Here is a 22,030-nt window from a genome sequence, read left to right on the forward strand (position 1 = left end):
GGTGCGCACCGATGAGTGCACTGATCGATCTGCACGGCACGGCGATGGCCGAGTTCGACCGCCGCGTCAAGTCCGTCTCGCTGACCGACTGGGCGCTGGAGACGCCGTGCGCGGACTGGGACGTGCACGACCTGGTCAACCACCTGACCACGGAGCAGCTGTGGGTGCCGCACCTGGTGACCGGCGTGCGCATCGAGGAGATCGGGGACCGTTTCGACGGCGACAACCTGGGCGAGGAGCCGGTGGCGACCTGGGAGCTGGCCGCCCGTGAGGCGCGTACCGCCTGGTTGGCGCCCTCCTCGCTGGAGGCGACGGTGCACCTGTCCTTCGGCGACGCCCCGGCCGAGCTGTACCTGTGGCAGATGACCTTCGACCTGACCGTGCACGCCTGGGACCTGGCGCGGGCGCTGGGCTCGGACGAGAGGCTGGACGCGGACCTGGTCGAGAACGTGTACGCGTGGGCGCAGGGGCAGGGTTTCGGTGAGTCCAACGCCTATGCGGGCATCTTCGACGAGCCCGTGGCGGTGGCCGAGGACGCTCCGGTGCAGGACCGCCTCGTCGCGCTGACGGGCCGCCGCCCCTGAGCCCTGTGCCGGGGTGAAGCCTGCCGCGGCCGCGCCTTCGCCGTGTCGGTTTCGGTGCGTGTGCACAGTGCAACAGACTGTGTGGCGTCGTCGAGGTCGAGAACGAGGGGGCGGCGCCGGTGGAGGCCACCATCATCCTGCACGTGGACGGGGTCCGGCGAGAGCTGACCGTGGACACACGCACCACCCTGCTGGACGCGTTGCGCGACCGGTCGGGGGAGTACTCGCCCAAGAAAGGGTGTGACCACGGCCAGTGCGGGGCCTGCACGGTCCTGGTCGGCGGTCGGCGCATCCTGTCCTGCCTGGCGTTGGCGGTGGCCTGCGACGGCGACGAGGTGACCACCGCGGCCGGGTTGGCGGGCGGTGAGGACGGCCCCCACCCCCTGTCCCGGGCCTTCGTGGAACACGACGCGTTCCAGTGCGGGTACTGCACCCCCGGTCAGGTCTGTTCGGGTGTGGGGGTGCTCGCCGAACTGGAGGCGGGCATGCCCAGCCACGCCGCCGCCCACCCCGGCGACCCGGTGGAGGCCACCGACGCCGAGATCCGTGAGCGCATGAGCGGCAACCTGTGCCGGTGCGGCGCCTACCCGGCGATCGTGGCTGCGGTGCGGGAGGTGGCCCGGTGAAGCCCTTCCGCTACACCCGGGCCCGGGACGCCGCCTCTGCGGTGGCGACCGTCGCGGCCGATCCCGGGGCCCGTTTCCTGGCCGGGGGCACCAACCTGGTCGACCACCTCAAACTCGGGGTGGCCGAGCCCGACCACCTGGTGGACGTGCGCGGGGCCGTGGACGGCAGTGTCACCGAGCTGGCCGACGGACGTGTGCGTGTGGGCGCGGCGGTGGCCAACAGCGATCTGGCAGCCCACCCGCTGGTGCGTGCGCGTTACCCCGTCCTCTCGGCCGCCCTGTCGTCGGGGGCGTCCGGGCAGTTGCGCAACGCCGCCACCACCGGCGGGAACCTGTTGCAGCGCACGCGCTGCCCCTACTTCCAGAACACCGCGACCCCCTGCAACAAGCGCGATCCCGGCAGCGGGTGCGGGGCCCTGCACGGACACGGGCGCGACAACGCGGTCCTGGGCACCTCCGAGCGGTGTGTGGCCACCCATCCCTCCGACATGGCGGTGGCGCTGGCCGCGTTGGGCGCCGAGGTGCGCTTGTTGACGGGTGAGGGCGAGCGCGGGGTTCCGGTCAGCGGCCTGTACCGGCTCCCCGGCGACCGTCCCGAGCAGGACACGGTGCTCGAGCAGGGCGACCTGATCACCGCCGTGGACCTGCCGGCGTTGCCGTGGGTGCGGCGTTCGGCCTACCGCAAGGTGCGCGAACGGGCCTCGTACGCGTTCGCCCTGGTGTCGGTGGCTGCCGCCCTGCGGATCGAGGAGGGCCGTGTGGTGCGGGTGCGCCTGGCGTTGGGCGGCGTGGCACCGATGCCGTGGCGGGCCCACCACGCGGAGGAGGCTCTGGTGGGCAGGCCGGCCACCGAGGAGGTCTTCCGAGAGGCGGCACGGTCCGAGTTCGCCCAGGCACGCCCGGGCCGCGACAACGCCTTCAAGGTGCCCTTGGCGGTGAACACGGTCGGTGCGGTGTTGCGGTCGTTGGCCCAGGAGGAGGGCGCATGAGCGGCGTGGAGCAGGGGGCGCTGGGGCGCCCCGACGAGCGTGTGGAGGGCTGGGACAAGGTCGCCGGACGTGCCCGGTACGCCTACGAACAGCCGGTGCCGGCGCTGTATGTGCACCCGGTGCTCTCGACGGTGGCGCGCGGCCGTGTGCTGGCGGTGGACACCGGGCCGGCGCGGGCGTCGGCGGGGGTGGAGGCGGTGCTCACGCACGAGAACGCCGAGCGCCTGGCCGACACCTCGGACGCGGAGTTCGCTGTGCTGCAGGGGCCCCACATCGGGTTCTGCGGTCAGATCGTGGCGGCGGTGGTGGCCCGGACCCCGGAGGAGGCGCGCCGGGGCGCCGACCTGGTGCAGGTGCGGGAGTACGCCGAGGAACACGACGTGGTGCTGGGGCCGGGGCATCCGCGGCTGTACTGCCCCGATGAGCTCAACGCCTATCCGGAGGCCGACACCCGGCAAGGTGATCCGGCCGCGGCGCTGGAGCGGGCGCCAGTGGTGCTGGACCGGACCTACCGCACCCCCATGGAGCACAACAACCCGATGGAGCCGCACGCGTGCACGGTGCTCTGGGAGGAGGGGACCGGGGGCGGGTCGTTGACGGTGTACGACTCCACGCAGGGTGTGCACCCGGTGCGCGAGAGCCTGGCGCAGGTGTTGGGGCTGCACGCCGAGCAGGTGCGTGTGGTCTCCGAGCACGTGGGCGGCGGGTTCGGTTCCAAGGGTTCGCCGCACGCCCACAACGTGGTGGCGGCCCTGGCAGCGCGGGCCGTGCCGGGGCGGTGGGTCAAGCTCGCCCTGACACGGCAGCAGATGTTCACCCTGGTGGGGCACCGTACGCCCACGATCCAGCGGGTGCGGCTCGGTGCGGCCCGCGACGGGGTGCTCTCGGCAGTGGTGCACGACGTGGAGGAGCACACCTCCACCGTCAAGGAGTTCGCGGAGCAGAGCGCGGTGTGCACGCGCATGATGTACGCGGCGCCGCACCGGCGCACCACCCACCGGCTGGCCGCTCTGGACGTGCCGATCCCGTTCTGGATGCGTGCGCCGGGCGAGACGCCGGGCATGTTCGCGTTGGAGTCGGCGCTGGACGAGTTGGCGTGCGAGCTGGCGATGGACCCGATCGTGCTGCGTGAGCGCAACGAACCCGATCTGGACCCGGAGACGGGTGCGCCCTGGTCGGACCGCAGGCTGGTGCAGTGCCTGCACGAGGGGGCGCGGCGTTTCGGATGGGCCGGGCGCGACGGTCGTGCGCGCAGCCGGCGTGAGGGCGAGTGGTGGGTGGGTACCGGGGTGGCCTCGGCGGTCTATCCGCACTTCGTCAACCCGGGCTCGGAGGTGGAGATCGTGCACGGGCAGGGGGTGTACACGGTCTCGATCGGTGCGGCCGACATCGGTACGGGTGCGCGCACGGTGTTGGGGCAGATCGCGGCGGATGCGCTGTCGGTCCCGGCCGAGCGGGTGCGGGTGCGTATCGGTGACACCGCGTTGCCGCCGGCGACCGTGGCCGGGGGCTCGGCGGGCACGTCCTCGTGGGGGTCGGCGGTGGTGGCAGCGGCCCGGGCGTTGCGGGAGGAGCACGGCAGCGAGCCGGGGGAGGGCGCGCGTGCGCGGGCGGGCACACCCGAGGACGCGGTGGCGCCCGGGTACTCGGTGTACTCCTTCGGCGCGCACTTCGTGGAGGCGCGTGTGCATGCCGACACCGGGGAGGTGCGGGTGCCGCGCATGTACGGGTTGTTCTCGGTGGGCCGGGTACTCAACCCGCGGTTGGCGCGTTCGCAGCTGGTGGGCGGGATGGTGATGGGGCTGTCGATGGCCCTGCACGAGCACACGGTGATGGACGCCCGGCTGGGGCACGTGGTCAACCACGATCTGGCCCAGTACCACGTGGCCGCGCATGCCGATGTTCAGCAGGTGGAGGCCGAGTGGTTGGAGGGCGCGGACGTGCGGGCCACGCCGATGGGTTCGCGCGGTGTCGGTGAGATCGGGATCGTGGGTGCGGCCGCTGCGGTGGCCAACGCCGCCCACCACGCCACGGGGGTGCGGGTGCGCAACCTTCCGCTGACGCCGGACCGGTTCCTGGTCGGTCCGCGCGAGTAGGGCGTTCTCAGCCCTGTTCGGGGGAGTCGTTGTAGCCGGGGGCGCGTTCCTGGCCGGACAGGTCGGCGATGGCGTCCATGACCTCGTCGGTGATGACGCGGCGGGCCTTGCCGGGGGCGAGGTGGTCGTAGCCGGTGGAGAAGTCCAGGGGTTCGCCGAAGCTGACGCCGAAGTGGTGGGGGCGGGGCACGTTGCTGCCGATGGGCTGCACGTCCGGGGTGCCGGACAGGGCCACGGGCACGATCGGGGCCTTGGACTCCATGGCCAGGTGGGCGATGCCGGTGCGGCCGCGGTAGAGGCGGCCGTCGCGCGAGCGGGTGCCCTCGGGGTAGACCACGCACGCCTCGCCCTCGGCCAGGCGCTCGAGCATCATGTCGAGGGTGAGCATGGCGTCGCGTGCGCTGTCGCGGCGCACGGGCATGGCGCCCAGGGTGCCGAAGGTGGTGCGGGTGGCCCAGCCCTTGAGTCCGCGGCCCTCGAAGTAGTCGCTCTTGGCCAGGAACCGGACCGGGCGCTGGGGCAGGGACAGGGGGATGACGACGCTGTCGACGAACGACAGGTGGTTGCTGGCCAGCAGGACCGGGCCCTCGGCGGGAACGTTCTCCCGGCCCTGGACGGTCGGTCGGCAGGCCGCCCGGGCGATGGTCGCCGCGGTCCGGCGCAGCGCACCGTAGAGCACATGTCCCCCTTGTGAGCAGGTCGGTACAACCATCCCAATGTAAGGGGTGACCGGCGGGTAACCATGAGCTGGCGCACAGAAGGTGCCGCAGCTCACCCTGCATGCCCGGGGCGGGTGGGGCGTGCGGTCACACGTGGTCCCTGGGGATCTTCGAGGAGTAGATCTTGGAGGACACGCGCTCGCCCCCTTCGTAGGCGTCCAACGTGGCGTGCAGGTGGAAGTGGGTCGCGGTCGAGGTGAGCACGGTGCGGGTGGTGGTCTCCGCGGACCAGTCGCCCCGGCGGAAGCCCATGGTCCAGACGGTCTCGCCGCGCACCGAGTCGTAGTCGTTGGCGACCCAGCTGTAGTCCTCCACGGCGCGGCGGGTCAGGTCCAGTCCGATGTCTTCGAGGCGGACCGTGCCCAGGTCCTTGACCACGTTCAGCGAGGAGCGGTAGTGCACCAGGTCGTGGGACAGGTCCCAGCGTTGCTCGCCGGGTGCGAGCGTGGTGGTGGCGATGGGGGCGGTGCCCTCGGGTTCGTCGAAGGCTGCGGGTTCGGGGCCCGAGGCCTCGGGGCCCGAGCGCTTGGGCAGCAGGACCCGGGTGTGCGGTCCGGGGTGGACGCTGAGCATGACGGGTTCGGGTGAGGGCCAGGCCAGGGGCCAGTACGAGGTGGAGACCGCCACCCTGATGCGGTGCCCGGGCGGAAAGGCCTGCGCGATCCCGTTCAGCGACACCGAGACGCGGTACCTGCGGCCCGGTTCGAGCTTGCGGGGGTGTTCGTGGTCGGCGCCCCCTGCGGCGTGGGTGAGGTTGAGCAGCCCGTAGGTGACGCGGGTGGCCTGGCCGTCGGGGAACACGTCGGACAGGCGTACGGCCACCATCGCGTCGGGCCGGTCCACCGACAGTTCCAGGTCGACCACGGGTGAGCCCAGGATCTCCAGGCGTTCGGTGAGCGGGCCGCTGTCGAAGACCATCGACCCGCCGTCCTCCTCGCGCTGGTCGTAGGGCAGGTCGGGCGGGGCGTTGTAGGAGCACCATTTTCCGGCGTACTGGCCGGTGGACAACGGTGACGACAGGGTCAGGGGCGCATGGCCGGGTTCGGACCTCTGTCCCTGGTCCAGGATGCGCCCGGGTGCCAGATCGTGGACGGCGGCTTCGATACTGGGGGAGGGCCAGGTGTCCTCGCCCACCCAGCGGCCCGGGCGTTCGTCGTAGTCGGTGGAGGGCTCGACGCTGTCCTGCATCCAGGCGCGCAGCATCGGCGCGGCCATGATGTCGTTGTCCGCCCCCTTGAGCCAGCGGTCCCACCAGCGCACCAGCTCTTGCAGGAACCCGATGGCGGGGCCGGGCTGGCCCAGGTGGGGATACTTGTGCGACCAGGGGCCCAGCAGGCCCAGCCGCGGCACGTCCAGGCCCGCGAGCAGGCGGAAGACGGAGTTGGAGTACCCGTCGGCCCACCCGGACACCGCCATGACCGGGACCTCCACGGCGCCCAGGTCCTCGGCGACCGACCCGTGTTTCCAGAAGTCGTCGCGGCGCTGGTGGCGCAGCCAGGTCTCCAGCCACAGGCCGCTGTGTTCGAGGCGTTCGTGCCACATCTGCCGCCAGCGCTCGCCGACCAGCTCCGGGTCGGGCGGGCAGGAGTTGTAGGCGAACATCGTGGAGGCCCAGGACAGGTTGTCGCCCAGCAGGCATCCGCCCATGTAGTGCACGTCGTCGGAGTAGCGGTCGTCGGTGGAGGAGGCGGTGACGATCGCGCCCAGGCTCTCGGGGCGGCGGGCGGCGACCTGCAGGGCGTTGAAGCCGCCCCAGGAGATGCCCATCATGCCGGTGGTGCCGTCGCACCACGGTTGTGCGGCCAGCCAGGCCAGGACCTCTTCGGCGTCCTGGAGTTCCTGTTCCAGGTACTCGTCCTGCAGCACCCCCTCGGAGTCGCCGCTGCCGCGCAGGTCCACGCGCACGCACGCGTAACCGTGCCCGGCCATGTAGGGGTGGTGGATCGAGTCGCGGTGGGCGGTCAGGTCGCGGCGCCGGTAGGGGATGAACTCCAGGATCGCCGGGACGGGGTGTGCGCGGCTGTCCTCCGGGCGCCAGATACGGGCGGCCAGGCGGGTGCCGTCGGTGAGCGGGACCCGCACGTACTCGTCCTCGCGGATCGAGCGCGGGAGCGTGTCCACGGTGCGCATCGTCAGTCCCCCGGTGTGGTCTTCGCGTCGGTGTCCTGGATGTCGAAGTCGAGCGCGTCGGCGCAGGCCCGGTAGGTCTCCTCGGCCTCCTTCGGGCCGTCGGCGCCCACGAAGACGTCGGCGAGCTCGTAGCTGGAGGTGTCCTGCCCGCCCAGCTCGGAAAGGTGCAGGCCGGCCCGGGCGGTGATCTCGATGTGCACGCCCGGGTGCTCGTGTTCGATGCGTTCGATCTCGTCGGAGGTGGGGACCGAGCGCACCAGGCCGTCGCGGAAGCGGCGCAGGAACCATTTGGCGGCGAAGGGGTACTGGCCGCCGCGCCCTTGGCGGGGTTCTTCACCCAGGGCGATGCGCAGGGGCGCCTCGTGGTTGGCCAGCCCGTCCACGCTCTCGAACAGGGCCGCGTGGGACTGGGAGTGGCGGGGGTTGATCTCCAGCAGGGTGAGGGTGTCCTGGTCGGCGTCGTGGAAGTACTCGACGTTGAAGGCGGTGTTGTCCAGGCCCATGTGGGCGATGACGCGCCGGGTCAGCTCGGTCACCCGCTCGCGGACCCGGGTGCTCTGGCGGGAGGGGTACTCGTAGCACAGGAAACTGGAGGTGCCGGGGTAGCAGTCGGAGTCGACGATGCCGTAGATGTGCGGGCGGGAGCCGTGCACGTAACCCTCGACGGTGATCTGGCGCCCGGTGGCCTCCTCCTCGGCCAGGCCGGCGGTGCCTCCGGCGCGGGCGATGGCCTCGGGCAGGTCGAGGCGGTCCATGACCCACTGGAAGGGCGCGCCGACGCGGCCGGCGCCCTCGCGCAGCCGCTGCAGCGCGTGGTGGTACCCCTCGTCGTCGGTGACGCGGAAGGCCAGTTCGGAGGAGAAGGCCTTGACCGGTTTGAGCCAGAGCGGGTAGCGCAGCTCCTGCGGCGGGCCGGGCTCGTCCAGGTCGACCTCGGCGAAGCGGGGGACGGCCTCGGGGACCACGGATCGCTGTTCGAGCCTGCTCCAGTACTTGTGTTCGCAGCGCACGATCGCGTCGAGGGGTGCGTGGGGCAGCCCGCGCGGTTCGCACAGGAGCGGGACCAGGGAACTGACGGGGAAGTCCCAGTAGCCGATGACGGCGTCGACGGTGCCGTCGAAGGCCTGCAGTTGCTGTTCGGCGCGTTCGAGCAGGGCGGGCATGTCCAGCTCGCCCGAGGTCAGTGACTCCAGGTCGAGCAGCGGGTGGATGCGGTGGTCCCCGGGCAGGGCGCTCAGTTCCTGCCGGTTGTGCTCGTCGAGCCCGAGGACGAAGACGTTCTTGGTCACAGGGCTCACCCCCAAGGGTGTGGGCACCCACCGGTCAGTCACCGGTGGACGTGTTCCCTGTAGATGCTCCTGCGCCCTGTGTGGTGGTTTGAAACTTCAGTATGTGATGTGCAACAGGTGGGCGCCTCAGTCCTGGGGGCGCCAGTCGGCGTTGGCACCGCAGATGACCAGGCAGGGGTTGTGGCCGGGTACGCGTCCGGCCAGCCACGCCGCGAAGGGCACGGCGGCTGCGGGTTCGGTGGCGATACGCAGGTCGCTCCACAGTCGGCGCTGGGCCTCGGTGATCTCGGCGTCGCTGACCAGGGCCGGGGTGATGGGGTGGGTGCGCAGGACCTCGAAAGGCACCTCGCCCAGGGTGGCCGCGCCCAGGGCGGAGGAGGCGACCGAGTCCACGGGGGTGGTCACCGGGTGGCCCGCCTCCAGGGCGGCGTGCAGGCTCTGGCAGCCGCGGGGTTCGGCGCCCACGACGCGGCGCCCGCCCGCGCCCAGGCGGACGCCGGCGGCCAGGCCGCCCCCGCCCACGGCCACGGCGACGGTGTCGCAGTCGGGGGCGTCGGCGGCCACTTCCAGGCCGATGGTGCCCTGTCCGGCCACGACGAGGGCGTCGTCGAAGGCGTGCAGGTAGCGCACGTGGTCGCGTTCGGCGTGGGCGCGGGCGGCCTCGGCGGCCACGGCGTAGTGCTCGCCCACGCGGACGATCTCGGCGCCGGTCGCGGCCAGGGGTCCGGCCTTGGCCTCGGGGACGGTCTCGGGCACGTAGACGGTGGCGTGTTTGCCGAGCAGGCGTGCGGCGGTGGCGACCCCGAGGCCGTGGTTGCCGCCGGAGGCGGTGATGACCTGGTCGGTGTCGGGGCCGGCGATGAGGGCGTTGAGGGCTCCGCGCAGTTTGAAGGCCCCGGTCAGCTGCAGGTGCTCGAGCTTGAGGGTGAGCGGGCGCCCGTCGATCTCGGTGCGCATCACCGGGGTGCGGCGGGCGTAGGGGGCGATGCGTTCGGCGGCGGCGCGCACGTCGGTGGCTGTGGGCGCGAGCGCGGTGGGTGCGGTCTCGGGGCTCATGCCTCCACTGTGCCGCTACTGGGGATTAACATAAAGTTGTTGCTGCTAAAGATCGTTAAGCAAAGCTTTGCGTCAGGTTGTGTCTGCGTGTGGGGGTGCTGTGCTCGACGCCAACCGCGTGCGTGTGCTGGTGGAGATCGCCCACGCCGGGTCCATCGCCGCGGCCGCCGAACGCCTGTCCTACACCCCGCCCGCGCTGTCGCAGCAGCTCACCAAGTTGGAGCGCGAGGTGGGGGTGGCGCTGGTCGAGCGCGGCCGGACGGGGGCGACCCTGACCGAGGCCGGTCGGGTGCTGCTGGAGCGCGGTGAGCGGGTGCTGGGCGAACTGCGCGACGCCGAACGTGCCGTACGTGCGGTGGGCGGGCAGGAGCCGAGCCAGTTGTCGCTGGGGGCTTTCGCCAGCGCGGGCAAGGTGTTGTTGCCCCAGACCTTGGCGTTGTTCGGCCACCAGCACCCGCACGTGCGGTTGTCGCTGTTCGACGTCGAACCCCCGGGCGGGCACGGCCAGGTCACCTCGGGGGAGCTGGACCTGCTCATCACCCACCGGTATCCGGGGGTGCCGTTGCCGCGCACCTCGGGGCTGCACCGCGAACGCATCCTGGTGGACCCGCTGCTGGCGGTGGCGCCCGAGGGGCACCCGCTGGCCGACGGGCCGCTGTCCTTGGCCGACCTGGCCGACGAGGAGTGGATCTGCGGCGCTCCGGGGATCCACAACCGCATCAGCCTGGACACCGCCGCGGCCGAGGCGGGTGTGCGCCTGTCGGTGGCCTACGAGACCCGCGACTACGAGGTGGCGCTGGCGTTGATCGAGGCGGGTGTGGGTGTGGCGCTGGTGCCGCAGTCGATCCTTGGTGCGGCGCGCAACGGGGGCTGGGTGAGCCGCCGGCTCAGTGACGTGGCCCCGGCCCGGGAGATCTACGCGGTGCACCGGCGGCGCCCGCCCGAGCCGGTGCCGGCCATGGTCGCGACCCTGCGGGGGGTCGCCGCCCGGGCCCCGGGCTTCTAGGCGGGCGGGGCGCCGGGCGGCAGGGGGGCGTTCCAGCGGTAGCGCAGGGACAGCACGCGCACGGAGAAGCACAGCAGCGCGCCGGCCACGGCGAACCACACTGAGCCCAGGCCCACGGTGTCGGCGAGCACGACCACGCCCGCGCCCAGCAGGGCGGGGATGGCGTACAGGCGCGAGTTGGCGCTGAGCACGACCGGGACCCGGTTCAGGAGCACGTCGCGGATGGTGCCGCCGCCCACGCCGGTCAGCACGCCCAGGAGGACGGCCTGCAGGGGTCCGAAGCCGTGTTCGAGGGCCTTGGTGGCGCCGATGACGGCGAACAGGCTCAGCCCGGCGGCGTCGAAGAGCTGGATGGGTGTGGCCAGGTGGCGCAGCTGGCGGCTCAGGAAGTAGGCCAGGGCGCCGCCGGCCAGGGCGGTGACCAGGTAGCGCCAGTCCTGGAAGGTGGCGGGGGTCTGGCCGAGCAGGACGTCGCGGATGATGCCGCCGCCCAGGGCGGTGATCACGCCCAGCACCATGACCCCGACGATGTCCACGCGTGCGGTGCGGATCGCTGTGAGGGCTCCGTCGAGCGCGAAGGCGAAGACGCCCAGCAGGTCGAGGGTGAGGATGATGCTCTGGGTGGACATGGGTGCGGGGCCGGGGCGGCGCTCCCCCTCTCGTGTGCTGCGGGGCCGGTGACCGTCGACCAGTACACCACGGCGGTGGTGTGTCCGCGCACGTCAGTGCGTGTCGGGTTCTGCGGGCAGGCCGGGGGAAGGACACCATCGATTCCGGAGCGAGACACACACGGGGGCAGGCGATGGAACACCTGGATGCGGTCGTGGTGGGCATGGGGCCCGGAGGTGAGGCGGTGGCCTCGCGGTTGCTGGCCGAGGGCAGACACGTGGCGGTGGCCGAGGCCGACCTGATCGGGGGCGAGTGCGGCTACTACGCGTGCATCCCCACCAAGGTGCTGCTGCGCGGGCCCGAGGCGCAGCGGGAGGCGGACGGGGTGGCCGGGCTCTCGCGCCCGGAGCTCGACTGGGAGGCGCTGCGTTCCTACCGCGACGGGATGATCCGCCACCTGGACGACTCCGCGCAGGTGGACGGCTACCGCGACCTGGGCGCACGCGTGTTCAAGGGGCGCGCCCGTCTGGTGGGGCGCGACCCCTGGCGGGTGGTGGTCAACGGCACCGAACTGCAGGCGGACCACGTGGTGCTGGCGACCGGTTCGGAACCGGTGGTCCCGCCGATCGCGGGGCTGGCGGAGCTTGGCCCGGACGTGGTGTGGACCAACCGGGAAGCCACGACGCTCACGGCCATCCCCGAGCGGGCCGTGGTCGTGGGCGGCAGCGCCGTGGGCGTGGAGCTGGGTCAGTTCCTTGCGGAGTTGGGCAGCCGGGTCACGGTGGTCCAGCGCGGGCCGCGGCTGTTGGACCGCGAGGACGAGCGCCTGTGCGCGCTGGTCTCGGAGCAGTTCGAGCGCGACGGTATCGACGTGCGTACCGGCACTCAGGTCTCGGCGGTGGGCCGTGACGCCCACGGGGTGGTGGCGCACCTGGACGACGGGACCCGGGTGGAGACCGACGTGGTGGTGCTGGCCAGCGGCCGCCGTCCCCGGGTGGAGGGTCTGGGCCTGGATGAGGTGGGTGTGGACACCGGCGGGGGTGCGGTGGCGGTGGACGACCGGTGCCGCCTGGCGCCGGGCCTGTGGGCGGTGGGTGACCTGACCGGGCAGGCGATGTTCACCCACGTGGCCTCGTACCAGGCCAGGGTGGTCACCGACAATCTGCTCGGCACCGACCACCGTGCCGACTACACGGGGGTCCCGCGGGTGGTCTTCTCCCACCCGGAGGTGGCCGCGGTGGGCCTGACGCAGGAGCAGGCGCGCGGGGCCGGGGTGGACGTGGTGGCGTCGGAGGTCGACCTGACCGAGGAGCTGGCCCGCCCCTGGACGTTCGAGACCGAGCCGCAGGGCCGGCTGGGGCTGGTGGCCGACCGTGCCTCGGGGGTGCTGGTGGGGGCGTGGGCGTTCGGCCCGCTGTCCTCGGAGTGGATCCACACCGCGGCGTTGGCGGTGCGGGCGCGGATCCCGGTGAGCACGCTGCGCCGGTCGATCTTCCAGTTCCCGACCTTCTCCCAGGGGTATCTGGCGGCGCTGGACCGGTTGGAGATGTGAGCCCCCGGCACGGAGCCTCGTGCGCCCGCCGGCCCCGTCGCAGGGGTCGGCGGGCGCCGTGCTGCCACGGGGCGGGTCAGCCGGCGGGGGTGGCCAGGGCGGCCTCCTCCTCGGCCTCGATGCCGCGGTGCCATTCGCCCTTGGTGGACTGCCAGGTGTCCTCGTCGCGGCCCAGGCGCCAGTAGCCGGAGACCGACAGGAGCTCCTTGGGCAGGGCGTGTTCGATGCGCAGCAGGCGGCGCAGGTCGCGCACTGCGTTGGCCTCCCCGTGCACGAACGCGTGGATACGTCCGGAGGGGAAGTCCAGGGCGCGCACCGCCGGTACGAGTGCGGATCCGACCACACCCTCGCCGCGATGGAGCCAGTGCACGTGGATGCCCTCGCCGGTGGGCAGGTCGAGTTCGTCGTCGGGGCCGGCCACCTCGATGTAGACGTGGGCGGTGGCGCCGGAGGGCAGGCCCTCCAGGGCGGTGGCGATGGCGGGCAGGGCGCTCTCGTCGCCGGCGAGCAGGTGCCAGTCGGCCTCACGGGAGGGGCTGTACGCGCCGCCGGGGCCCATGAAGTGCAGGGTGTCGCCCTCGCGTGCGGCGTCGGCCCAGGGGCCGGCCAGGCCGGTGTCGCCGTGGGTGACGAAGTCGATGGTGAGCAGGCGCTCGCGGCGGTCCCAGTGGCGGACGGTGTAGGTGCGGGTGGTGGGCCACTCCGAGCGGGGGGCGTTGTTGAGGGTGTCCTCGAGGTCGGCGGTGGTCAGGCCCTCGGTGGTGGGGAAGAGGAGTTTGACGTAGCTGTCGGTGTGGCCGTTGGTGTCGAACCGGTCCAGGCCGGGGCCGCCCAGAACGATCCGGACCATGTGCGGGCTCAGCCGTCGGGTCGACGCGACCGTTCCGGTGTGCACGGTCCTCTTGCGCGGCTTCTGCTCGGCCACGGGTGCTCCCTCCGCCAGACGTGATAGTTAGGTTAGCCTAACCAAGTACACCGTAGAGGTCGACGGGGGACCCCCGCAAACCGTCCGCGGCAGGACACGGCGGGCTCACCCCTGGTCTCCGCCCTGCAGCGTGAAGGCGGCGTGCAGACGCCGGTCGGTGGCGTCGGCGCCGGCGCGCACGGCCGCGGTCCAGGCGGCGGCCCCGGCGGTGCACCCGGCGGTGGCCACGGCGGCCCCGGAACCCAGTTCGTGCACGAGTGCGGCGCGTACCGGACTCGAGCGGGTCAGGACCCCGCCCGCCAGCACCACCGGGATGCTGTCACCCGGTTCGTGCACTTGGCGCACGGACGAGGCCAGGTGGACGCCGGCCCGGGCGGCGATGTCGCGGGCCAGGGGATCACCCTCCTCGCAGGCCCGACCGACCAGGGGCGCGAGCGCGGCCAGGCCGATGGGCGGGGCGGCCGTCAACGCCCGGGCCAGGGCGCGTGCACGCTCGCGCGGGGGCAGGTCGTCGCCGTCCGGCAGGGCGTGGGCCAGCACCGCCCGCGTCAGGGGACCGATCTCCCGGCCCTCGGAGAGCTGTCGTGCGCTCGCGCGTGCGGCGCGGTGTCCGATCCAGAACCCGGAACCGGAGTCGCCCACCAGCCAGCCCAGGCCGTCGGCGACGTCGGTGCGGGTGCGGGCCCGGATGCGGGCGGCGATCGCGCCGGTCCCAGCGATGAGGACCGCGCCGTCGGGGTCGGGGGTGCCCGAGGCGAAGGCGATCTCGTCGTCGCCGGTGAAGACCGCGCCTGTCCCTGCGCCGGCGTGTTCCAGGGCGGTGTGCATGCGCGTGCGCACCGAGGGATCGGCCAGGGCGGAGACCCCGGCCAGGCCCACGACCGCGGCCGTCAGGTGCTCCCGCGCTTCGGGGTCGGCCCGGTCCAGGGCGGCGGCGACCGCTTCGGTGAGCCGGTGGGCGGCGGTGTCCATGCCGTGGGAGTTGGGGTTGGCGCCGCCGGAGAAGGCCTCGCCCAGGCGTGTGCCGTCCGGGGCGGCCACCAGCGCGCGGGTCCTGGTCCCGCCGGCGTCCACGCCGAGCACGAGCGGACCGGGGGAGGGGGTCGATGTCGTCACGGGGCGGTGCCTTCCCCCGCAGACCGGGCTTATGCGCCCGCGGTGCTGCGCCGCGCGGAAAAACAGTGGCCGCTCGTGCTCGGGCCCTGATATCTGTCGACCATGGTCGACTCTGCGGGCCGCGGGCCCGACCCCGCCTGGACGGTCCGTGCCTACACCGAGGCCGACCACCCCGCCTACACCCGGGTGATCAGCGAGGCGCTGCTGCTGGACCGGGCCGGCTTCCGGCGCCACACCGAACTGCACCCCGTCTCCGACCACGGGCGGGTCCTGGTGGCCACCGACGGGCAGCGTGTTGTCGGTACCGCCCAGGCCCTCGAACTGGAGCTGACCCTGCCCCAGGGGCCGCGCCCGGTGGCGGGCATCACCGCGGTGGGCGTGTGGCCCACGCACCGCCGACGGGGTGTGCTCAGCGCGCTGATGCGCCGCCAGATCGCCGACGCACACGAGCGCGGAGAGAAGGTGGCCGCGCTCTGGTCCTCCGAGGGCGGCATCTACGACCGGTTCGGTTACGGGCAGGCGGTGTTCGAGCAGGCGGTCGGCGTCGACCGGCGCGACGCCCGCCTGCGCTCCGAGGTACCGCGTGAGGAGGGGCTGAGCACGGAGCTGCGCGAGGCCCACCATGCCCTGCCCGACCTGCTGGCCCTGTACCGGAAGCTGGCCCGGGGCCGGGTCGGGCAGATCGCGCGCACCGTTCCTTGGTTCGAGTACCTCATCGGCCCGCAGGAGGAGGGGCGCAACGAACCGCTGGCGGTGGTGGTGCGCGACGCCGACGCGCCCCGGGGTTACGCCCTCTACCGCACCGAGAGCCATTGGGACGGAGGACTGCCCCGGGGCAAGGTCGTGGTGCAGGAGCTCGGCGCGCTGGACCCGCCCGCGCGGACCGCCCTGTACGAGCACCTGTTCTCCCGCGACCTGACCACCCGGGTGGAGTTCGCCCACCTGCCCCTGGACGAGCCCCTGCCGCTGATGCTCGAGGACGGCCGGCTCCTGCGCCGGGGCACCTACGATTCGCTGTGGCTGCGCCTGGTCGATCTGCCCGCTGCCCTGGCCGAACGCACCTGGGCCGCCCCTGTCGATGCGGTCCTGGCCGTGACCGACCGCTACGCGCCCTGGAACGAGGGGACCTGGCGCCTGCGGGCCGGGCCCGAGGGCGCCACCGTCGAGTCCACCGACCGGGCCCCCGAGGTGAGCCTGGACGCCGCGCACCTGGGCGCCGCCTACCTGGGACAGGTCCGCCTGAGCAACCATCGCGCCGCCGGGGCCCTGACCGAGCACGAACCCGGTACCGTCGAGCGTCTGGACACCGCTCTGTTCCGGCCCGCCGCCCCCTACTGCGGCACCGCGTTCTGAAGCCGGGCCCGTCCGGTGGACACCATCCGTCCCAGCTGACCGGGTGCAGACCGCAGGGGCCCGATGAGCACCCCCGCACGTTCCCGCACGAGAGAGGAGCCCGGTGCCTGCGCCCCTGCCCGCAGGCACCGACACCGCCATGAGCACATCCGCCCCTTGGACGGTACGCGGTATCGACCGCGAAGAGATGCCGCAGGTCGCCGAGGTCGCCCTGACCTCCCTGTTGGCCCCGGTCCTGCCCGACGAGGTCGAGGAGCGGGTCTTCCGCTTCCCCGAGCGCAACGGGTACGGCCGCATCCTGGCCGCCACCGACGAGGGCGGGCGCATCGTCGGCACCACCCGCTCGCACGCCTTCGACATGGCCCTGCCAGGCGGGGTGCGCCGGGTCGCCGGGATCACCGGTGTGGGTGTGTGGCCCACGTTCCGGCGACGGGGTGTGCTCAGTGCGCTGATGCGCCGCCAGATCGCCGACCTGCACGAGGCGGGTGAGCACTACGCGGCCCTGTGGGCCTCCGAGAGCGGCATCTACGGGCGCTACGGGTACGGGTTGGCCGCCACCGAGGTCGTCGCCGCCATCGACGTGCACCACGCCGGCCTGCGCGCCGACGCGCCCCGCGACCCCGGCCTGCGTGTGGAGCTGTACCGCGCCGTTGCGGGCAGGAAGGAGGCCGCCGAGGTCTTCGCCCGGGTCGCGCGCACCCGGGTCGGGCGCTTCGCCCGGGACGAGCTCTGGTGGGACATCATGACCAAGGACGAGCCGGCCGAGCGCGCCGGCAAGGGGCCGCTGCGCATCTCGGTGGTGCACGGGTCCGAGGGTCCGCTGGGTTACGCCCTGCATCGGGCCGAGCGCCGCTGGGACCCCCGCGGGTCGGCCAGTGTGCTGCACGTGGTCGAGGCGGTGGCCGCCACCCCGGCCGCGCACACGGCCCTGTACGAGCACCTGTTCTCCTTCGACCTGGTCACGCGGGTGGAGTTCGCCTCCCTTCCCCAGGACGATCCGCTCAACGACCTGCTCGCCAACCACCAGCGGCTGGAGTCGACGATGGTGGACTCGCTGTGGATGCGGCTGGTGGACGTGCCCGCGGCGCTGGGCGAGCGCAGCTACGCGGCCCCGGTGGAGGCGGTCCTGGCGGTGACCGACCGCTACGCCCCCTGGAACGAGGGGGCCTGGCGGGTCGAGGCCGGACCGGAGGGGGCGAGGGTCGAGCGCACCGACGCCGCCCCCGACGTGAGCCTGGACGTGTCGTTCCTGGGCGGGGCCCTGCTGGGGCGGCGTCCGCTGCTGGGGCCGCTGCGCGCGGGGCTGCTCACCGAGCACGCCCCCGGCACCGTCGCCCGGTTGGACACCGCCCTGTTCCGGCCCGACGCGGCCTTCTGCGGCACCGTGTTCTGACCGGCCCCGCGCGGGGCGGCCGGCGGCGTCAGCGCAGGGCGCGCAGCAGCGTCTCGGCGTCCTCGTCGGTGTTGTACAGGTGGAAGGAGGCCCGCATGCGCCCGCCCCGTGCGGCGGTGGCGATGCCGGCCTCGGCCACGCGTAGGGCGGCGCGGTCCGACACCGGCAGGGACACGATCGCCGACCCTGCCGGTTCCAGGTCCAGGGCGGTGCGTACCCGGTCGGCCAGCGCCGTGTTGTGGGCCCCGATCGCGGCCGGGCCGACCTCTTCCAACACCTGCAGGCTCTGGGCCAGGGCGGCGGCCGCGCCCCACACGGGTGCCTGGTCCAGGCGGCGGGCGTCGGTGGCGGGCGGGGCGCCGGCGCCGTAGAGCGACTCCCAGGGGTGTTCGGCGGCGTACCAGGAGGCGGCCAGAGGGCGCAGCAGGGCCAGGGCCTCGTGGGTTCCGGTGAGGAAGGCGGTCCCGCGCGGGCCGAGCAGCCACTTGTAGGTGGAGCAGACGGTGTAGTCGATCGGTACCGCCGGCAGGGGCAGCCACCCGGTGGACTGGGTGGTGTCCACCAGTAGGCGGGCCCCGTGCTCGCGGCAGGCGGCGGACAACTGCTCCAGCGGGGCCAGGGCGCCGTCGGAGGACTGCACCGCCGAGACGGCGACCAGGTCGGTGCCGGGGCGCACGTGTTCGGCCAGTTCCCGCAGGGGCGCCTCGCGTACGTGCACCCCGGGTGTGCGGGCCAGGGGCTGCACCGTGGAGGCGAACTCGCCCTCGGGCGCCAGGACCTCGGCGCCCTCGGGAAGGGAAGCGGCCACGGTACCGACCAGTTGCGCGGTGTGGGTGCTCAGCGCGACGCGGTCGGGGCTGATGCCCACCAGGCGCGCGTAGGCCTCGCGGGCCTGCTCGGTGGGGGCGTCGCCCTGGGCGGATTGGAACGTCCCGGTGGCGATGGCCTCGGTGTGGGCGTCCAGGGACCGGCGTGCGGGGCGGGGGAGCAGCCCGTGGGTGGCGGTGTTGAGGTAGGTGCCGCGCGGGGTGAAGTGGGCGCGGGCCCGCTGCAGGGCGTCGGGTGCGTGCATGCGGTGGTCCTCCTCAGTTGCGGAACTTGGCCTTGGCGTCGGTGGAGCCGGCCATGAGCTTGTTGAGCAGGCGCACCAGTTCGGTCTGCTCTGCCGGTTCGAGGGACTCGGCCCAGGCGCTCTCACGCAGGTTGTGTGCGCGAAAGCCCCCGAGGATCGCGCCGTAGCCCTCCTCGGTCAGGCTGAGCTGGAGCGCGCGGCGGTCGTGGCTGGCGCGTGCGCGCACGATGAGGCCGTCGCGTTCGAGGGTGTTGAGCAGGGCGGACAGGGCGGCGCGGCTCATCCCGGAGATCTCGGCGGTGGTCTTGGCCTCCATGGGGCCGGCGAGCCAGAGCGCGAAGATGACACGGAACCCGGGCCAGGTCAGTCCGCGGGGGCGGTGGACCGTGGACTCCAGGTCGTAGATGACCATGCTGGTGGCCCGGTTGAGGGTCAGCACCATGCGCATGGCGTCGGTGTTGACCGCGGGGAGTTCCTGGTCGGCCTTGCGTACGGCGTAGTCCACGAAGGACCAGAAGGTCAGTGCGTCCGGGGGAGCGGTCTCGCGGTTCACCGGTCCAGCCTAGAGGCGCTCATGGGTCCGGGGTGTGCGGGGGAGCACATGCGGGCGCCGAGGCCGCCCGGCCCGTGCTGATGTGATCTGCTTCACCCCATTGTCTGCCTCTGCCCCCCTTGGTTCTGTGGTGTGGAACACGTTACGGTCCGAATCATCAAACATTTGATCATTTGAGCCGTCCCCCCACGAGTGAGAGGTCCTCCCACCATGGCCACCAAGCCGTTCGCCTCCTCCGCCGACACCGCCGCCAAGGAACAGACCCTCGAGGTGCTCGCCGACGGCGTCTACGCCCTCACCGCCGAGGGCGACCCCAACGTCGGCGCCATCGAGGGCGAGGACTTCCTGGTCGCCTTCGAAGCGCTGGCCACCCCCACCGCCGCCCGCGACTGGCTCGCCGAGCTGCGCAAGCACACCGACAAGCCCGTGCGCTACCTGGTGCTCTCCCACTACCACGCGGTGCGCGTGCTGGGCGCGAGCGCCTTCGACGCCGACATCGTCCTCACCCACGAGAAGACCCACGAGCTCATCCGCGAGCGCGGCAAGGAGGACTGGGAGAGCGAGTTCGGGCGCATGCCCCGCCTGGCCAAGGACGCCGGTTCCGTGCCCGGGCTGACCTGGCCCACCCAGACCTTCGCCGACCGCACCACGATCGACCTGGGCGGGGACCGCGGCGAACTGGTCCTGCAGTACCTGGGCCGCGGCCACACCGAGGGCGACATCGTGGCCTGGCTGCCCCGGCACAAGATCCTGTTCGCCGGCGACCTCGTAGAGGCCCAGGCCGCCCTCTACACCGGCGACGCCTTCCACCACGACTGGGCCGGGGCCACCCTCGACGGCGTCAAGGCCCTGGGCGCGGAGATGCTCGTGGGCGGGCGCGGGGCCGTCAGCCGCGGACGCACCGAGGTCGACGCCGCCATCGAGCAGACCCGGGGCTTCCTGAACGTGATGATCGCCGAGGTCGGGGCCGTGCACGGCCGCGGCGGCACCCTCAAGGAGGCCTTCGACGCCACCCACGCCGCCCTGGTCGGCGACTACGGCCACTGGCCCATCTTCGAGCACTGCCTGCCCTTCGACGTCTCCCGGCTCTGGGACGAGTTCTCCGGCATCGAGCGGCCGATCATCTGGACCGCCGAGCGCGACCGCCAGGTCTGGGACCAGCTGCAGAGCTGACCGGTTCCGCGCCCCCACCCCCCGGCGCCCTCCGCGCGCCTCCTGCGAACGGAGCCCCCATGGCACCCCCCGTACACCCCGTTCCCCCCGTCCCCTCGCACGTTCCCCCCGCCCCTGCCGAACCCGTGCTGGTGCTGGGCGCAGGGCCGGTCGGCCAGACCGCCGCCCTGCTCCTGGCCCGGCGCGGCGTGCCCGCCGTGATCGTGGACGCACGCCCCGAACGCGACGCCGTCGGGTCCAAGGCCATCTGCCAACAGCGCGAGGTCCTGGACGTGTGGGACTGGCTCGGCGCCGGCAGCATCGCCCGCGAGGGCCTGACCTGGGACACCGCCCGCACCTTCTACCGCGAGCACGAGCTGTTCAGCGTGCGCCTGGGCGACCCCGGCGCCTCCCACCTGCCGCCCTTCGTCAACCTGTCCCAGTCGCGTACCGAAGAGGTCCTGGACCCGCTCCTGGAGGCGGCCGGGGTACGGGTGCTGTGGAACCACACCGTGACCGGCCTGGCCCAGGACGATGACGGTGTGGAGGTCACCTGCGAGACCCCCGCCGGGCCGGTGCGCCTGAGGGGCACGCACGCCCTGTCGTGCCTGGGCGCGCACGGCGGAGCGGTGCGCGCGGACCTGGGGGTCGGGTTCGAGGGCACCAGCTTCGACGACCGCTTCCTGATTTGTGACATCCGCGCCGACCTGGGGCACTGGCAGCGCGAGCGCCGCTTCTACTTCGACCCCGAGTGGAACCCCGGACGCCAGGTGCTCATCCACCCCTGTCCGGGTTCGGTGTACCGCATCGACTGGCAGGTCCCGGCCGGTTTCGACCTGGAGGCCGAACGCCGCGACGGGCGCCTGGAGGCACGCATCCGGCAGATCATCGGCGAGCGCCCCTACGAGATCGTGTGGAGCTCGGTCTACCGCTTCCACACCCGGGTGGCCGACCGCATGCGGGTGGGCCGGGTGCTGCTGCTGGGCGACAACGCCCACCTGGTGGCGCCCTTCGGTGCGCGCGGGCTCAACTCCGGGGTCGCCGACGCCGAGAACGCCGCGTGGAAGATCGCCTACGTGCGGGCCGGGTGGGCGGGGCAGGACCTGCTGGAGAGCTACCACGCCGAACGCCACGCCGCCGCGGTGGAGAACGCCGAGGTCACCAGCGCGACCATGCGTTTCCTGGTGCCGCGCGACGAGCAGGAACACAGGGTGCGCCGCACCGTCCTGGAACGCGCCGTGTCCGACCCCTCCCACCACGACCGGGTCGACTCCGGGCGGCTGGCCGAACCGTTCTGGTACACCGAATCGCCGCTGACCACCCCCTGCCCCGACCGCCCCTTCGGCGGCCGGCCCGCGCGCGGTCAGACCCCCGACCCCTGTCCCGGCGTGCTCGTGCCCGACGTCCCGGTCGCGGCCGGCAGCGGGCACCGGCGGCTGCGCCCGCTGCTGCGCGAGGGCCTGACCCTGCTGCTGGGGCCCGCACCCGCGGGGTCACCGGAGACCGTGCGCGAGGCCGCCGAGCGGGCCACCGGCGCCCCGGTGTCCGTGCACTCGGTCGCCGAGCTGGACGCCGACGGTGCGCTGGCCGGCGCCCTGAGACCCGGGCCCGGGCAGGTGTGGCTGGTGCGCCCCGACGCCCACGTCGCCGCCGTGGTCGAGGGCAGCGACACCGCGGCCGTGCAGCGGGCCGTGCGCACCGCCCTGGGACACGCGCCCGACCCCCACCGCACCGACCCGCCTTCCGACACCACCGTCGGCGGGCGCGCCACCCGAGCCTGAGAGCAGGCTCCGCACGAGGAAGGAAGGCG

19 protein-coding genes are annotated in these 22,030 nt (G+C 73.1%); 10 read left to right on the forward strand and 9 right to left on the reverse strand.

The genetic code is table 11. From position 1 onward, the window contains the following. Positions 1-11 precede the first annotated feature (11 nt). From IDM40_RS23105 to IDM40_RS23120, 4 genes are all read left to right on the forward strand, one after another. A complete protein-coding gene (locus tag IDM40_RS23105; protein ID WP_193124156.1) occupies positions 12-584 on the forward strand; it encodes a TIGR03086 family metal-binding protein in 573 nt (190 codons plus the stop codon). Positions 585-703: 119 nt separating this feature from the next. Beyond that, positions 704-1,210, forward strand: coding sequence for a 2Fe-2S iron-sulfur cluster-binding protein (locus tag IDM40_RS23110; protein WP_193124157.1), 507 nt, complete (start codon positions 704-706; stop codon positions 1,208-1,210). Next, positions 1,207-2,199, forward strand: a complete 993-nt coding sequence (locus IDM40_RS23115; protein WP_193124158.1) for an FAD binding domain-containing protein — start codon at positions 1,207-1,209, stop codon at positions 2,197-2,199. Before IDM40_RS23110 ends, IDM40_RS23115 begins: the two co-directional genes overlap by 4 nt. Further along, a complete protein-coding gene (locus tag IDM40_RS23120) occupies positions 2,196-4,295 on the forward strand; it encodes a xanthine dehydrogenase family protein molybdopterin-binding subunit (RefSeq protein ID WP_193124159.1) in 2,100 nt (699 codons plus the stop codon). The genes IDM40_RS23115 and IDM40_RS23120 overlap by 4 nt, the downstream gene beginning before the upstream one ends. Before the next feature lie 7 nt (positions 4,296-4,302). Here the strand turns inward: IDM40_RS23120 and IDM40_RS23125 are convergent, their stop codons facing one another. The 4 genes from IDM40_RS23125 to IDM40_RS23140 form a co-directional block, all read right to left on the reverse strand. Beyond that, the gene (locus IDM40_RS23125) at positions 4,303-4,974 is read right to left on the reverse strand and encodes a lysophospholipid acyltransferase family protein (protein ID WP_193124160.1); all 672 of its coding nucleotides are present in this window, start codon (positions 4,972-4,974) and stop codon (positions 4,303-4,305) included. Positions 4,975-5,101: 127 nt separating this feature from the next. Next, complete coding sequence (locus IDM40_RS23130; protein WP_193124161.1) at positions 5,102-7,144, reverse strand: CocE/NonD family hydrolase; 2,043 nt, start codon at positions 7,142-7,144, stop codon at positions 5,102-5,104. A gap of 2 nt (positions 7,145-7,146) precedes the next feature. Further along, positions 7,147-8,433: an ATP-grasp domain-containing protein gene (locus IDM40_RS23135; protein WP_193124162.1), complete on the reverse strand. Its 1,287-nt coding sequence runs from the start codon at positions 8,431-8,433 to the stop codon at positions 7,147-7,149. A gap of 126 nt (positions 8,434-8,559) precedes the next feature. Further along, positions 8,560-9,489: a serine/threonine dehydratase gene (locus IDM40_RS23140; RefSeq protein WP_193124163.1), complete on the reverse strand. Its 930-nt coding sequence runs from the start codon at positions 9,487-9,489 to the stop codon at positions 8,560-8,562. A gap of 100 nt (positions 9,490-9,589) precedes the next feature. Between IDM40_RS23140 and IDM40_RS23145 the strand changes: the two genes are divergently transcribed. Further along, positions 9,590-10,495, forward strand: coding sequence for a LysR family transcriptional regulator (locus IDM40_RS23145; protein ID WP_193124164.1), 906 nt, complete (start codon positions 9,590-9,592; stop codon positions 10,493-10,495). On the opposite strand, the gene IDM40_RS23150 is transcribed toward IDM40_RS23145, so the two are convergent. Continuing rightward, on the reverse strand, positions 10,492-11,124 hold the full coding sequence (locus IDM40_RS23150) for a trimeric intracellular cation channel family protein (protein WP_193124165.1): 633 nt from the start codon (positions 11,122-11,124) through the stop codon (positions 10,492-10,494). The two genes, IDM40_RS23145 and IDM40_RS23150, sit on opposite strands and share 4 nt — an antisense overlap. A 173-nt stretch (positions 11,125-11,297) precedes the next feature. Here IDM40_RS23150 and IDM40_RS23155 point away from each other — a divergent pair, with 173 nt between their 5' ends. Beyond that, positions 11,298-12,656, forward strand: coding sequence for a dihydrolipoyl dehydrogenase family protein (locus IDM40_RS23155; RefSeq protein ID WP_193124166.1), 1,359 nt, complete (start codon positions 11,298-11,300; stop codon positions 12,654-12,656). A gap of 76 nt (positions 12,657-12,732) precedes the next feature. Here the strand turns inward: IDM40_RS23155 and IDM40_RS23160 are convergent, their stop codons facing one another. Further along, complete coding sequence (locus IDM40_RS23160; protein WP_193124167.1) at positions 12,733-13,581, reverse strand: siderophore-interacting protein; 849 nt, start codon at positions 13,579-13,581, stop codon at positions 12,733-12,735. 105 nt (positions 13,582-13,686) lie between these two features. After that, on the reverse strand, positions 13,687-14,697 hold the full coding sequence (locus IDM40_RS23165) for an N-acetylglucosamine kinase (protein WP_328807103.1): 1,011 nt from the start codon (positions 14,695-14,697) through the stop codon (positions 13,687-13,689). Between the two features lie 102 nt (positions 14,698-14,799). On the opposite strand from IDM40_RS23165, the gene IDM40_RS23170 reads away from it, so the two are divergent. Both IDM40_RS23170 and IDM40_RS23175 read left to right on the forward strand, forming a co-directional pair. Beyond that, a complete protein-coding gene (locus IDM40_RS23170; RefSeq protein ID WP_193124168.1) occupies positions 14,800-16,050 on the forward strand; it encodes a GNAT family N-acetyltransferase in 1,251 nt (416 codons plus the stop codon). Between the two features lie 139 nt (positions 16,051-16,189). Next, a complete protein-coding gene (locus IDM40_RS23175; protein WP_193124169.1) occupies positions 16,190-17,443 on the forward strand; it encodes a GNAT family N-acetyltransferase in 1,254 nt (417 codons plus the stop codon). Between the two features lie 28 nt (positions 17,444-17,471). Here the strand turns inward: IDM40_RS23175 and IDM40_RS23180 are convergent, their stop codons facing one another. Together IDM40_RS23180 and IDM40_RS23185 are read right to left on the reverse strand one after the other, a co-directional pair. Then, positions 17,472-18,515, reverse strand: coding sequence for an aminotransferase class V-fold PLP-dependent enzyme (locus tag IDM40_RS23180; RefSeq protein WP_193124170.1), 1,044 nt, complete (start codon positions 18,513-18,515; stop codon positions 17,472-17,474). Between the two features lie 13 nt (positions 18,516-18,528). Further along, on the reverse strand, positions 18,529-19,068 hold the full coding sequence (locus IDM40_RS23185; protein WP_193124171.1) for a MarR family winged helix-turn-helix transcriptional regulator: 540 nt from the start codon (positions 19,066-19,068) through the stop codon (positions 18,529-18,531). Positions 19,069-19,278: 210 nt separating this feature from the next. On the opposite strand from IDM40_RS23185, the gene IDM40_RS23190 reads away from it, so the two are divergent. Both IDM40_RS23190 and IDM40_RS23195 read left to right on the forward strand, forming a co-directional pair. Further along, positions 19,279-20,241: an MBL fold metallo-hydrolase gene (locus IDM40_RS23190; protein WP_193124172.1), complete on the forward strand. Its 963-nt coding sequence runs from the start codon at positions 19,279-19,281 to the stop codon at positions 20,239-20,241. Between the two features lie 59 nt (positions 20,242-20,300). Beyond that, positions 20,301-22,001 carry an FAD-dependent monooxygenase gene (locus IDM40_RS23195; protein WP_193124173.1) on the forward strand — a complete coding sequence of 567 codons (1,701 nt, stop codon included), beginning with the start codon at positions 20,301-20,303 and terminating at the stop codon, positions 21,999-22,001. Positions 22,002-22,030 lie beyond the last annotated feature (29 nt).

The organism is Nocardiopsis coralli (genome assembly GCF_014892575.1).
In the GTDB taxonomy this organism is placed as follows: Bacteria; Actinomycetota; Actinomycetes; order Streptosporangiales; family Streptosporangiaceae; genus Nocardiopsis; species Nocardiopsis coralli.

Bases quoted from the DNA above. Each gene is read 5' to 3' on its own strand.
- IDM40_RS23105 (WP_193124156.1), top strand. From the start codon at position 12: ATGAGTGCACTGATCGATCTGCACGGCACGGCGATGGCCGAGTTCGAC.
- IDM40_RS23120 (WP_193124159.1), top strand. From the start codon at position 2,196: ATGAGCGGCGTGGAGCAGGGGGCGCTGGGGCGCCCCGACGAGCGTGTG.
- IDM40_RS23130 (WP_193124161.1), bottom strand. From the start codon at position 7,144: ATGCGCACCGTGGACACGCTCCCGCGCTCGATCCGCGAGGACGAGTAC.
- IDM40_RS23140 (WP_193124163.1), bottom strand. From the start codon at position 9,489: ATGAGCCCCGAGACCGCACCCACCGCGCTCGCGCCCACAGCCACCGAC.
- IDM40_RS23150 (WP_193124165.1), bottom strand. From the start codon at position 11,124: ATGTCCACCCAGAGCATCATCCTCACCCTCGACCTGCTGGGCGTCTTC.
- IDM40_RS23155 (WP_193124166.1), top strand. From the start codon at position 11,298: ATGGAACACCTGGATGCGGTCGTGGTGGGCATGGGGCCCGGAGGTGAG.
- IDM40_RS23170 (WP_193124168.1), top strand. From the start codon at position 14,800: ATGGTCGACTCTGCGGGCCGCGGGCCCGACCCCGCCTGGACGGTCCGT.
- IDM40_RS23175 (WP_193124169.1), top strand. From the start codon at position 16,190: ATGAGCACATCCGCCCCTTGGACGGTACGCGGTATCGACCGCGAAGAG.
- IDM40_RS23180 (WP_193124170.1), bottom strand. From the start codon at position 18,515: ATGCACGCACCCGACGCCCTGCAGCGGGCCCGCGCCCACTTCACCCCG.
- IDM40_RS23190 (WP_193124172.1), top strand. From the start codon at position 19,279: ATGGCCACCAAGCCGTTCGCCTCCTCCGCCGACACCGCCGCCAAGGAA.
- IDM40_RS23195 (WP_193124173.1), top strand. From the start codon at position 20,301: ATGGCACCCCCCGTACACCCCGTTCCCCCCGTCCCCTCGCACGTTCCC.